Origin of the sequence: Gordonia sp. DT101 (genome assembly GCF_049844895.1) — a bacterium.
In the GTDB taxonomy this organism is placed as follows: Bacteria; Actinomycetota; Actinomycetes; order Mycobacteriales; family Mycobacteriaceae; genus Gordonia.
Genome location: NZ_JBNCLX010000001.1, coordinates 1,174,670 through 1,188,737, shown reverse-complemented (window position 1 = coordinate 1,188,737; position 14,068 = coordinate 1,174,670). Strand labels below are relative to the sequence as shown.

3 protein-coding genes are annotated in these 14,068 nt (G+C 63.8%); all 3 read right to left on the bottom strand.

What is annotated here, in order from left to right:
- Positions 1-21: 21 nt before the first annotated feature.
- From ACLQ3I_RS05655 to ACLQ3I_RS05645, 3 genes are read right to left on the bottom strand one after another with little or no spacing between them, the layout of a single operon-like run.
- Complete coding sequence (locus ACLQ3I_RS05655) at positions 22-6,408, bottom strand: DEAD/DEAH box helicase (protein WP_425800458.1); 6,387 nt, start codon at positions 6,406-6,408, stop codon at positions 22-24.
- Positions 6,405-9,407, bottom strand: a complete 3,003-nt coding sequence (locus ACLQ3I_RS05650; protein WP_425800456.1) for an NACHT domain-containing protein — start codon at positions 9,405-9,407, stop codon at positions 6,405-6,407. Before ACLQ3I_RS05650 ends, ACLQ3I_RS05655 begins: the two co-directional genes overlap by 4 nt.
- Positions 9,394-14,067 carry an Eco57I restriction-modification methylase domain-containing protein gene (locus tag ACLQ3I_RS05645; protein ID WP_425800454.1) on the bottom strand — a complete coding sequence of 1,558 codons (4,674 nt, stop codon included), beginning with the start codon at positions 14,065-14,067 and terminating at the stop codon, positions 9,394-9,396. The genes ACLQ3I_RS05650 and ACLQ3I_RS05645 overlap by 14 nt, the downstream gene beginning before the upstream one ends.
- Position 14,068: the final 1 nt, after the last annotated feature.

The following is a 14,068-nucleotide window of genomic DNA, read 5'->3' as shown; positions in this document are numbered from 1 at the left end:
CGCTGTGACCCGGTCTTCCCCTTACGCCATTCCGTTCTGCAGCGCGGCCGCGATTCGTTCGGCGTCCGGCGGACACAGAGTCCACCCGGCCTCCGACATCGTATTTGCCTTGGCTACGTCCCGGTCGAGAAGTACACCGATGCGGACGTCACCCCATGCGAAGTCGACGACCTCGCCATCGTCGGTCTCGAACCCGACCGTCGGCACGGGAACCTCGGCGGCGGCGAGCGCGATCACCAGCTCTTTCTCGGCATCCGACACGGTGGCGTCAAATACTTCGCGCCAGGCAAGGGGCAAGTCGGCGGACGTTGGTGTCGCAGCCGGCGCAGTGGCATTAGCTTCGAGCAGGCTGCGAGTCGTGATCCGATGATTGCTACTCAAGCCCAGCCAATTGGAGAGTCGCAGCCACTCTTTCCACGCCTGCCCCTCGAGGACTTCGAGTCGATCGTCTCGGTCGTCGAGGGCAAGGACCGCGTTGGTGGTGCGTGTGCCGGGGCGCATAGTCGCGGTGGCGACCAGCGGTCCTTCGACGTAGGACCAGCACATGTCCACACCGTCGCCGAAGTCCGGAGACTTGCCGTCGAGGACGTCGAGTGCACGTGCACCCACCGTGTCGCCATTCCCCTTCGCGCGTGTGCCGCCTCCGACGAACATCATCGGTACCCATCGGCCCACTTGCTCCCAGGCACCGACGTCGGGGTCGGTAATGAACGACAGCAGGGTCGTAAGGGGGTCCGCCGTCAGATGTTTCACGAGTGCGGGTCGAAGGCTGCCGGCGGCCATGATCTTGGACGCCGCCTGCTCAGTGAACCAAGGCGGTACGGGTGCGGTCTTCTCCTTGAATCGCTGCAGGTCTTCGTGCCCAAACGACCAGACGAGATACCCACTGTCACGCAAAACGGTCCGCTTCTCAGCGTCATCGGCGACGCGGTTGCAGCCCGGCACAGCGTGGAACTTTCGGCCGTCTGCGAAGACGGCGATCCTCGGGATCTCGGGGTCGGTGGTGGCGAGCTCAAAGTCGGGCTTGGAGTTGACCATATGAACCTGGGGGGTGAGCTTCCACGTTCGGATCTTCTTACCCGGCAGCACGATGGTCGCAGACGGACCATAAGTACCCGGCGTTTCCTTCACCGTTGCACCCATCGCGCGAAGACGCTCGACGAAGGCAACGTAGAACTCCTTCTCCAGCGGCGATTCCTCGCTACCCACCGGCCTCGACGGCGCCTGCTCGGTGACCTCCGCAAGCCACGCCGCCACCTGAGGCTCAGCATCTCCATCGACGCCCAGGAGATCATCGAGGATGCGTGCCGCGGTCTTTCGCGACACCTTGTCCAGCTCGTGCGGAGCCGCGAACGGCAGCAAGCATTTGTGGCAGGCCAGCCGATCTTGCTCCGCACAGTCGCAGTTGCGCACCACCGTGCGAGCAGCGTCCAGCACGGCCCACACTTTGGCGGGATCGGCGAACTCAGCAAGGTAGCCGGTGCCACCCGGGACGGTGTCGTGGATCAGTAGCGCTCGCTGGCTTGGCGCGTGCAGCGCATCGGGAATCGTCGCAACGTCGAGATGCTCGGGTGACCCGCCGATGACCTGCCGCAGCCCCAGCAGAATCGCCGCACTCAAGCTGGGATACGCGAACGGGTCGTACTCCAGCGCACGGGGCAGATGTAACAACACACCTTGGGTCCGAAGCGTCCGGGCAAGCGCGATCTCACGGACATGCTCGGTCGCCGCATTCCGGTGCCGACACCAACTGCGATGCTCGTACCGACTGTTTCGCCCCGCTGACCGATCGAGTTGCCCGCATGACGAGCAGACCCGGAACAGGCCGGTGGTGGTTTCCTGCCCAGCTATGGTTCGTGTGCCGCCCTGCGACGTCCGACGGCCCATGTTGAGCCAGCGGACATCTATGCGGCGCAGGTATTCTGCACCGAACTCGATATCGCGGACGAACCATGCCCGGTCGACGTTGACGGGGTCGATATCCGCAGCCGTCACGACGGTAAACGCTTCTTTGTGCCGTTCGTCACGAGCGTCGTTGATGGATGCTTCGTCGCGGCGCACTTCCGCTGACACCCGAGCCATCTCCACCACGTTCAGCTGTTGGCTGACGTCCGCGATGGCGCCGGTCCCGCACCGCGGGCACGCAGTCACGGTCGGTGGTTCCTCACCGGCGAGGGTGATCCCCGCCCACCCGCACTGCGAGCACAGCCGCCAGATGCTGATATTGGATTCGCCGGCGCCAAGGTCGATGGCGTCGATCCGCGCGGCGAGGCCCTGCGCGTAGAAGGTGGCGCCGGGCGCGAGTTCGGTCAGGGCGACCCGGGAGCCGCGCTGGTAGCTGGTGGCCTCGCCCATGTACTGGTTGGTGTCGGGGTCGATCCAGGTGACGCCGACGTCGAGAGTGACCGAGTCGTCGAGCAGCGTGTAGTTGGGCAGCACGCCGTAGCGTTCGAGGACGCTGATCCAGTAGTCGTCGGTGAGGTCGTGGATTTGCCCGCCGAGCAGCCGCAGCGACCCTTTCGCGGTGCGGAGGTCCCGGAGGTCGTCATCGGTGGCGGCTGGCGATGCCGCGCGACGCTCGAACTCCGGCATCTCCGCTTCGACGGCGGCGCGACGCGCGGTGAGTTCGGTGAAGTCCCGGTTCCAGCGGTGCACGGCCTCCTGTAGCTCCTCAGCCAGTCCACTGGGAACACCATGTGCGCCAGGGGTTGCCCAAGCGCGCAACGAGCCCCGTGTGTGCTCGTCAAGGACGTCGTCGAACTGTGCGAGGAACCCGTCCACGAGCTCGTCCGCATCGGCGCTCACCGCGGTGAGGAGGTCGGCCATCCAGCTCCCAGGATCGAAGCTGCCGAGCACGGCGCGGGCACCGCGAGGCGCGACGGTGCCGGGGTCGCGGGCGAGCCGGTCGATCACGTGCGCCACGTACTGGCGTTGCAGGATCTCCTCGGCGGTGAGGAACGTGGCGGGTGGCCGGACGTCGCCCTGAATCACCGAGGTGGGGTCGTACAGCTTCGGCAGGTGCTCGCCGCGGCCGCGGACGAACGCGAGCACGAGGGAGTTGCCGGTGAGGCGTCCGGCGCGGCCGACGCGCTGCAGGTACGAGGAGACGGTGCGCGGCAGCGACCCGAGCATCACCGTGGACAGGTCACCGATGTCGATACCCATCTCCAGCGTGGGTGTGGCGACGAGGACGTTCGGGGCCTGCGGATCGCCGCCGCCGCGTTTGAACGCCGTCTCGTAGCTGAGGCGGGTCGCGGTGGGCAGCAGTGAGGTGTGCTCGCGCGCGACGACGCGTTTCATCTCGGAGCTGTCGTAGAGGCGGCGGTAGAAGTTCTGTGCCTTCGGTGCGCGGGCGAGGCTGCCGGGGCAGCGTACGAGCAGGCAGGGTGCGCCGTCGAGTTCGTCGACGACGGTGGCGGAGCCGGGGGTGGGCGTCTGGCAGACGCTGCACACCAGCAGGTGTCGGCCGGCGGCGAGATCCTCGTCGGTCGGGGCGGACACGACCACGGCGGCGGCGGGCAGGCCGTAGGCGGTGAGCCCGCTTTCGGTGAGAACGGCCGTGAGCACTCGCTGCTCGGCGAGCACAGAGAACAGGGAGCGTGCGAGGAAGCTGCCGTCGAACGGCGACACGCCCAGGCATTGCGACGCCCACCGCGCGTACCAGGACGAGGCCGCGGTGATGGCGTCGAATCCCTCAGGGACGGACCGTGATCCGACTGCGGGGAACGCGGCGGCGGGGCGGCCCTTCGGGAAGGCGGGCATGCCTTCGCCCTTGGGTCTAGCTCCCCACACCCAGCGGCGGTTGGCGTCGCGCTCGACGTACTTACGCAGCCACGGGTGGTGAATGGCGCCGCGGGTGCGGACACGTTCGACGGTGCCGCGGACCCAGCGGGTGATCGCCGCCGGGTCGGGCGCTTCGAGCGCGAGCTGGTGTTCGGTGGCGTTGAGGGCGGCGCGGCCGAGCCGGACGGGACGTTCCGCACCGCCGAGGTCTACTTCAGCGACGGCGCTGCCGGTGAGTTCGAGGGTACGGCCGAGGCGCGACTGCAGCCCGAATTCCATGTCGATGTCGAATTCGAGGCGGCGCCCCACCTTCGTGGTGGCCTTTTTGCGGGCCGCGGTGGACGCGTCGGACTTCCAGAAGGGGACGAACTCGTCGTGGTCGACGATGTCCGGGGCGAGCAGATGGTAGCGGCGGGCCGGGTCGTCGCCAGCACGGGTGACGACGGCCTCACACAACTCGGGCAGGGTGAGGGTCGTGTCGCCGATCGCGCTGCGCAGAGTGGAGCGCAGGCTCAGGGTGTGGGAGCGAGCCTGCACGAAGCCGGCGCGGTGCGCGGCATCCTGCACGCTGTCGGTAAACATCAACGCCTTCTTCTCGTCGGCGTCGAGCTTGGCGTCGCCGAACAGATTCGACAGCGTCACCGAGAGTTGGGTGGCGACAGCGCTGCCCAGGAAGCGGATACCGTCGGCGGCCCCGCAAGCGGGGCACATATCGTTCTTGGAGTTCTCCTCCACGTCCTCGCCAGTGAGGACGAGCACCGGCAGGACCCTGCCCTCGAGCTGTTCGGTGCCGTCGGGATCAGGTGCGGCGTCGGAGATTTCGCGGTCGTCGATGCGGAACCAGCGCAGACCCTCGATCTGCTCGTCCGGGCGGGTGGTGGTGAGAAGGGCTTCGGCGGGCGCGGAGATGAGTGCCCGGAAACGGGACGCGCCGGCAGCGTGGTCGGCGCGGATGGATTCATCGGTGACGTCGAGGGCGTGGCCGGTGGGGGCGAGACGGGCTCCCCACCCGGAGCGGCCACAGTGCCGGCAGTACAGCGCGGGCAGGTGCACGACGTCGCCGTCCTCGTGGACGCCGTCGTCGGACCACCGGTACGTGGTGTTGGTGGCGACGGCCCGGTCGATGCGGGACAGCTCCCGAATCCACAGGTGCACATCGACGTTCAGGGCGGCACGGCCGATCTCAGCGCGGAGATGCGAGAGCGCGGCGAACAGGTAGTCGAGGAAGCGTTGCCGCGCGGCCCGCACGCGGTGGCTGTCTCGGTCGGAGGCGGCACCGTCGAACAGGGTGTCCGCGAGATCGGCGAGGGAGATCGCGTCGACGGCATGGCTGAGGAGACTCGCCAGCAGCGGGTGCGCCTTGAGCAGGTGCAGCTGCTCAACCGGGGCGAGGTTGCGCAGGTCGGTGGAGGTGAGGCGGCGGTCGGTGTCGAGATCGTCGGCGGCAGCGAAGAGCGCGGCGCGCTCGAACACTTCCGCACGCTCGAACAGTTCGGCCAGCACGGCTGTCGTCAGCGAGGCGTTGGTGAGCGAACCGGCTGCGCACTCGTCGAGGCGCTGGGCTGCATCGCTGACGGCGGGGGCGATGGGCCGGTACAGCCGGTCGAGGGCGGTATCGCGGTCGGCGAGCCACTCCGAGGCGGTGAGGCGGGTTTCGCCGATCACCGCGTCGGCGTCGAACCGCTCCCCGAAGACGGTGTGCGCGAAGTCGAGCATCGCGGTGGGTTCGGCCTTCGAGCCGAGGGTCGCGGAGGTGGCGACGGGGGTGATGCGGCCGAGGGGGCGGGCCCGGTCCTCGTCGGTGGCGGGGGAGGTCGCGGTCCAGTGCGTTTTGACGGTGAGGCCGAGCCGACGCAGCAGCATGGCGACGTCGGTGCCCTGAGCGCCGTCGTAGGTGTGGAACTCGTCGAGGACGACGTACTGCAGCGAGTCCGCGGAGAGGCGCCAGATGTCGGCGCGGTCGGGGTGCAGCAGCAGGTGGTCGAGCATCTTGTAGTTGGTGAGCAGAACGTCTGGGGGAGCGGCGTGCATGAGGGAACGGTCGGTTATGAGGCCCTCGTCGGTGACCTTGGTGCGCCCGCCGGTCGACTGCTCGCCGGTGTAGAGGCCGGCGGAGACGCCGGACAATTCGGGGTGTTCGGTGATGAGACGGGCTAGGCGCTCGGCCTGGTCGTTGGCGAGCGAGTTCATCGGGTAGAGGATGAGAGCCTTCATCCCGGTGACGCCGGCTGCTTTGGCGCGGAGGACATGGTCGAGGATCGGGTAGAGAAACGCCTCGGTTTTACCGGAGCCGGTGCCGGTGGTGATGAGGGTCGGCTGCAGGCGCTCGTGGAATTTTGTTGATATGCGTGCGAATGCCGCGGCCTGGTGGCCGTAGGGGGTGAACCCTGTTGGCCGCCAGTCCAGGTGCATCCCCCAGTTACCGCCGGCGGGCGCGAACGGCAGGCGAAGGCGGACGTAGGGGCCCTTGAACATGCCGGTGTCGGGGTGGCCGACGAAATCCGTCAGTGCGCCCTGGGCGTCGGGGTCGGTGAGGGCGAACGTAGTCGCGAGGTAGTCGGTGAGGCCCTCACGCAGGTGGTTGGCCTGGAGGGTGGGTAGTAGTGCGTGGATTGATGAGCTCATGATGACCGAAGCTCGCTCCAGAAGTCATTAATCTTGGCCTCGGAGGACTGGCGCGAGCAAAGTGCGGTTGAAGTATACCGAAACGCCACAACTGATTTCGCTGTGCCTGATGCTGTGATCTGTTTGGTTGAAGCTACTCCTGTGCTTTCAAGCTTTCGAGTCAGATCAGCCCACAGAGGATCGTTCGGGCGATACATTCCTCGACCAGCGCTATCTCCGGGAATTTGGCTCTTTGTTTTTATGATATACGAATTCTCTCCGCGGGCAGACATCCCGTTGAGTACGTCGTATGCGAATAGCTCAAGAGCGGATGGCTCAGCGTCGCGAGCTTCGTGCAGCTGACGTTGAACCCCCTGTGCACCGAGACGGTCTAGTTCTTCAAGGACGCGATGCACTCCCGATTCGAATGTACCGATCTTGCCGTCTCCACGAACTGCGCTCATCTCTTGAACGGAGATATTTCCCTCGAAAACCACTGGGGACATCGGGGCGATACTGTCGCCGTAAGACTCCAAATGATTGACTGTGCAGTTTGACAACGTAATTGATCCCGTGGCTTCCGACGCGAAACGTAGGCGATCAATATGGCAATCATTCAGAGTTATGCCAAGTTGAGGTAGAGGGGTGAGGTCAAGTGATCCAAAATTGATGTCGCGATACCACGTTGACGGCATTGAATGTGTCGGTAGAATGAATGCGGAGATCAGCGCCGCAAGGTTGAGGGCGTACGTGCTGTTGGAATCCTTCTTCGCGACAGATGGTTCCGACAAGAAGGATGCAAGCCCTTCCTCGTACCGTTCAACTATCGATGCGACTGTTGCGTCTCCGAGCGGGGAACGCTCGAGCGCCCCACTCATGGACGTGTATCCGTCAAGGCTGCTGAGGTACTGCTTACCCAGATAGTCCGCCAGCATGACCTCGAAGAATATGTCGTGCTGGAAACTAAAGAGAGGAGAGCCGCTGCTGTCTGCTGAAGCCGACATTCCGCAGAGGACTGTCAGTCGATCGCCGAGGGCCTGGTTCGGGCCATTGAATCCGTCGAGCTCAAGTGCGGATTCACAAGCTAGTTTGAAATCGTCGACGTCGAGGCTTGACTCGCTGCTCTCGTAGAGGAGCCCCGCAATCTCCTGGAATATTGATCGAAGCTGTCGCGAGGACACGGGCGATTGACCGCCGCGACTCTCCAGCTTTTTTGTCTCTCGAGCAAGATATGAGTCGATGAGTGTCGAGCGCAGGCTCTGGAATCTGACTGCTGCTCCAGGCGATGACGTCGCGTCATTGAAAGCCTGTGCGAAAAACGGAACCCCAAGTAGTGCCAAGTCAGAGTCGCTGAGCGACTGTCGATACGTGGACCAGTGAGAGTTCTCCGCGAAAAGTAGCTCGACATCGGAGCGTGACCAGCGCTGCAGTTCGAGGATCATGTGGTGTGCTGGGAGGCCATCGAGTTGCGCTGCATTCTCCAGACTCTTTTGGTACTGGTTTGCAAAGTAGGACGAGCGAGCGGAAAGGAGTAGGGTTCCGCTTCCTCCAAGTTGCTTGAGGACCGGTCGAAGGAGCTGGAATGCATCACCGTAACCCGTGCCGCCGACCAGTTCGTCGAATCCGTCGATGACGAGAACAAGTAACCCATTTCGGCTGAGCGCGAGAACTGAGTTGAAATCAAGATTCTGCGTCCCCACGACGGCGGCATCGATGATGTCCTCAACCCTCTTTAGGCCTAATCCGCTACAGCTAATGTATAGATAAAGGGGCTTGTCCGATGTGGTATCGCACAGTGCGGTGGCGCGGTCTTTGGATGCCTTGAATAGGTTGTAAGTCTTGCCGATGCCCGCTTCACCTCGAACGAAATATACCTGCGGTACCCCCGTCGAGTTATGGGAGGATTCGTCGATAATGTCGTAGATGTCCACGGCCTGTCCATCTTTCGACGAGTCGAAGCTGGTGCCTAGGAATTCTCGTACTGCAAATTTGGTGGATATCGAATCGGGAATTTTAAGGGTCGACAGGTTGGCGAACTGGTCGGCCTCAACCTTGCGGAGGTCGTCGTTGATTTCAGCAAGCCTGTGCAGTGATCTCCGGACGACGACATCCCAGTTTGCGATCGACTTCAGAAATTCCGTATAGCTCGCCCACCCGTCGGGTGATCTCCATTCGTGCTTGTAGTTGTTGTCGATACGGAATTTGTCGGTTCGGTACTCGTGGCCCCCGCTGGTCTTGCGTGCCCACTCTAGTGCGAACGGGGAGTAGGATCCTTGGAATGAAAAGTCCATGTGAAGCTCGCGGAACCCTTTGAGGTCCTTACGTATTGATTCGCGAAAGAGGCTGATGCCCTGGCGGTCTACTGAGGATGGAGGAGGCGACGTGTATCGCGAAATATCGCCTACAATGATGTCTTTAGGGGAGTCGAACTCGACGGCGGGGCGGTCCCGGTTCAATGTGTGAAAGGTACAGCATTGGTCGGCGACACTTTGAAATATTGCGAGATCGCCGGAGCTTTCGATTATGAGGGGGTACAGGGATGGTCCGGCTCCAAGCCGGAGCAGGCCATCTGTCCAGACAACGCCACCGCATTGTTCGATATAGATGCGGATTGCCTCTGCGTTCTCTTGCTTCGCATACGTCAATGCATCTTGCAGTTCCGTCCCGGATGGCTCGATGCCTCCGTGGGAAAGATAGTCGCGATACTTTTTTATTGTTCGGTCCGCTGCACTTTCGGCGAATCGAAGCGTCAGTGCATCGCATAGCATGGTAGCTTCCGTATTTGTTGCTTCTGTCCGGCAGTAGTGTGCAACCTGCTCCATAATGTTGAGGTACCCGCCCAGGCCGGTTGACCGGGGTAGGCGAAGGTGTGTCTGAGTGATATCGAGTTCAGAGAAGACTAGGCAAGCCGCCAGGCGTACCTGCTTCTCGAGGAAGGACGAGAGAAAGTGAACACCCCGCGAGGGGTTGTCGGAGAAGTAGGCATCCTCCAGGGCGCCGTAAAGATCAAACTTGCTCACTGTGGTCTCCCGTCATGGTCTTGATGATCGGTCGTGATGTGCGAGTGTCGCAGCCGGATTGAGCAATTAGAGTGTCGCGGAAGTGTTTGTGCGCAAGTTCCATGTCGCGTTCGCGGGTGACGCTGGTGAAGGGTTCCTGGTAGTTGACACCGTCGACGGCAAGGTCGGCGGGCTTGAGCGCGCCCTTCTTGCGGTACTCCGACGCGAGCTTCGTCGGGAGCTGCCGTCCGGTTGCGTCATACAGCGCTTCGCGCTCGTACTTCTGCAGCACCGGGAACTGGGTGCGGTAGATTGTCAGCAGTTCGTCGGCGGTGATGCCGAGCATGACCGCGACGATGGCGTCGATCTCGACGAGAACCTGCCTGCGGTCGGCGGCGCGGCGTAGCGGTGTTGCCCACTCCCAGTGCTTTTGAACCTCACCAAGTGGGTCACGGCCGGCGTTATCGCAGCCAATACCCGGAGCCCATGAATCTTGCTGCCAGGCCTCGTCGTACAGCATCTCCCACAGTGGTGCGTACGGGCTCGCAAGGCAGTTGAGGCGAAGCGTGCGGAGGATCAGTTGCGGAAGGAGCGCGTGGCGGGCAGGAAAGGGCATGCGCTTCCATACCGATGCCTGAATGTGAGAGCTTCCGATAACTTTGATGATGAAGTCGCCAACAATCGAATGGCTGATACCCGTTAAGGCAACCAACTCAGTTGGCAGACCGGGAAGTGTGAGGCTGTCGACAGTGTGGACGTGAGTAGGGCCTGGCGGAAGTATCGCAGTCTGCAGCGTGCGAACTGTCATTACATCGGCCATTTCACGCCAGGCGAGGCGGAAGAACGATGAGCTGGGTTCGCCGTGCCATTTCGGGTAGGCGGCGATGTACTCGTCGTATGGCTTCGCGACCTGGTAGTTGGTGCGGGGGATGAAGTCTTTACCGACCGCATCGAGGTCGACTTCCTCGTACATGTGCTGGCGGCCCTTCGTGGTTTCGGGTTGCTGAAACAGTGGAGTAGCCACTGTGATATGGGGGCCTTGGAGGATGGCGCCGTGCCATTTGGCAGGAACTGCTTGCTGAGACTCGAAGTACTCTCGCCGACGATCTGCCGACTCATGCCAACCTGCAGTCCACTCGAAGTCGAGATCCCCGAGGCGTGGAGCTTCCGCGATCTTGTTGAGAACGTCGGCGCTGGCGCGGTTAACTGGATAGAGCATACGAGCTTCGGTGGGTGGTGTGCCGGGCTCGTCGACAAGCGAAGCCCAACCAGCGAGGACTGCGTCGTTTACATTCACGATTCGGTTCCGGTGTGCCCGAAGGTCCCACTCGCCGTCGTCGTCGCGCAGGCCGGGTTCGGGGCCAGAGCCGTCGTGTAGGAGCGAGCGGTCAACGACGCTGGGTGCGAAGATCCATCCGGCCTGCAGGAAACTGACGGAGGACTGCCTGCCATAGATGTGGATACCGAAGGTCTTCTTGTGGCCTATCTCGGGGAATTGATAGGTGTTGTTGTGGAACTTGAAATGGCGACGTAACCGCTCGTACGATCCGCGACGGAGTCCTGCGGCGCGCAGCTCCGTAAAGTGGCTATCCGGGTGGATGAGACCGACAACTCCCGTCGCGCCCATCGACCGCCAGGTCCGCTCCATGAAGCAGCGGTACAGGTCCGGTTGCAGGCCAGCGAGCACAGGGCGGTCAGTAACCGATCCGAGGTTCTCCTTTGCGCCGGCTTGGTCGGCTCGTTCATCAAGGTAGGCAATGCGAATACCGGTCTGGTCGAGGGCTTCCACGCACCTGGCTCGTTTGACTGCCTCGGCGGGTGCGTTCGCCAACTGCCACCACGGATCAAACTCGGCAAGCACGCTGGCCTCGTCCCAGTCCGGCCGCACCCACGGCGGGTTACCGACCTGAAGGTCGAACCCGCCGCGGGAGAAGACTAGCGCGAAGTCGAGCTCCCAATGGAAGAAGCCCTGCCGTTCGGCGGTGTCCTGCGCAAGATTCAGCCACGGGAACTGTTGGTATGCATGGCCGACCGCCATCGCCCGCGACAGCAGTAGGTCGTTCTCTTCGGCGAAACTCAGCTCCTGCCAGCTGGTGTCGCGGCCGATACTGAGCTGGCCGCGGCGCTCGGCGGCGGTCTCCTTCACCGGTACGCCGAGCATGGCCTCGAGGCCGCCAACCCACTGATCCCAGTCCGGCGGATCGAATTGGGCAGTCAACGGCCACGACCAGATCGCGCACCACACGTCCATCACCCGCCGCAGGCGCTGGTACGCGCCATTCGGATCGCCGATGACGTGCTCGATTTCCTCCCGTGTCACCGCCGGTGTGTGGTCAACCGGGTCCGATCCCCACAAGTGAATGTCGCGGCGGATCTCCGACTCCGCGATCGTCAACCGGCGGAGCGTGAACTCCCACAGCGTCTCCACCCGCTGCGCCAGCGCGGCGAGTCTCTTTACGATGGTCTTGCTCGGCGACTTGCGGATCTCGTTGCGCCACAGCCGCAACTCCTCGCGCTTCTCCGGCGCGTACGTCTTGGCCTCAGCGGTGTCGATCACCGCGCCCCAGCCCTCGGACGGCAGGAGGAAGTGGTGGATACCGCTGCCGATCTCCTCACCGAGTGGCACGTCCTTCGCCGGGGTCTTGAGCCACTGCTTCTTTGCCAGCAGGCTCGGCGCGTATACCGACCGTCGCGCGCCTATGAGGGAGTTACCGCAGCGCAGGTGCAGACCAAACCACGGTGCCTGCAGGTCGGCGACCATGGTGTCGAGCCACAGCGAGATTTCCGCCAGCTCGACGGCGGTGGCGTTGAGGTCCACGCCGTACACCTGGTGCAGGGCGATGTGTGCCTTCACCTTCTGCAACTCGACCGGGTACTGGTCGGCGTCGATCAGCTCACCCAGATCCTCCTGCTTGCGCTTGAGGTACTCGGCCGCCAACTGTCGAACCGCCTCGATCGCGAACGCTCCCGACCCGAGTGCGGGCTCGCAGATCGTCAGGTCAAGGATCTGCTCGGGAGTGGTGCGCTCGCCGTGCTGGTCCAGCAGTTCCTCGAGGGCCTGCGAGACAACGAACTTCGTCAACACCTCGGGCGTGTAGTACGACGCCGACTGCTGGCGTTCGCGACCGGCGAGGCGGAACACGAAGGTGCCTTGGCGGTGCAGCACCGGCTTCTCCTCGCCGGTCGCCTCATCGACCTTCCGGACGAAATCCTCGGGTGAGAGATGATCTGCGCGGCCGACTGGGACTACCCAGGATCCCTTCTCTGGGTCACCATTCTTCGCGACCTCGAAAAGGTCGTCCTCCGCGAAGAACCCGGTGTAGCTCATCAGGCCCTCGTACACCGCACCGAGTTGGTTGATTCCGAGCTCCGCGTAGGAGATGAAGCCGCGGTCGCCGCCCTTGCGGCCCTTGCTCTCCTTTGAGAGCAGCAGGTGTTCGAGTACCCGCTGGGTGGCCTCGTTGCCCAGGCCCACCTCGTCAATCAGGGCGGTCGATGCGGGGGAGAACAGGTCCGCGCGCAGCGGCTGGAATTCGAGACCCGGGGCGGGGTCGTCGGCGCAGTTCTCCCGGACCGAGGGGGTGTGGCCGCGGTCCACGAGTCGGAACAGGGTCGCGAGGGATTCGTACAGGTGGGAACCGGTGCGGGCCTGCTCGGACACCAGCTCGGTGAGCGTGAGCTCTCGCAGTCGATCCAGACCGTAGCCCTCCTCGTACTCGGCGGCGTCGGTGGGCATCACCCGCATCTCCGGCGATGCTTCCGCATACAGCAGGAACAGGATCCGGTACAGGAACCGCAGCGAGTGCTTCGCCAGGTCTTGCCCGTCGATTCCGTCGAGGGTCAGGCCCTTGGCATCCCGCCGTTTCACCACCTCGTTGGCGATGATCTCGATGGACAGCCGAATGCCCTCACGCAAGTCCTTCGACACCCCGACGGTGTGCTCGACCGAATCGTCCAGCACCCCCGCCCACCAGACGTTGCCGTCCGCGTCCGGCAGCAGCGCTTGCTTACCGAACATCGCGGCGACGCGGTCGATCTCGCCGCCCTTCGCCTCGTGCCGGCGTTCCGCGACGACGAGCAAGTCGACGGCCAGATAGCGGCCCTCCGCCCAGCGCTCCGCCTCGGCGAGGAGCAGCCACTGCCCAGCCTGCACGACGACGAATGCGGGCGGCGCGTCCGACCGGAATGCCGCCGAGACGGCCTTCGAGGCGGACTCGATCAGCTTCCCGTCCTCGACGGCAGGGGTGATCAGCAGCCCGGTGTCGGGGTCGAGGAGGTCTTCGATCGACGCGACAGGAACCGCCTGCAGGAACAGCACACTCGTGGCGTCGCCCGGCTGGCCGTGATCGAACCGCGCGTCGGGTATCTCCAGCTCGGAACCGGCGCGCTCGGCGGTGAAGGCCGACAGCGCGGCCGGGTAGCCGAACGCGGTCCGCGTCAGGGCGTGCGCCTCGGGGGCGGCGTCCGGGTTCTCCGCCAGCCCGGCCAGCGCGGTCTGCAAGTCCTTGGTGGCGGCGAGCAGGTCGTCGCGCACCGTAGCGCGGCCGTCCTTCTTCTCGGCGTCCCACAGCTTGCGCAGTTCGAGTACCTTGCCGTGGAACGACTCCTTCGCCGAGTCGGTGGTGAAGTAGTGCTCGCTGATCCAGTCCTCGCCGATGACGATGGAGTCGAAGGAGGCCACG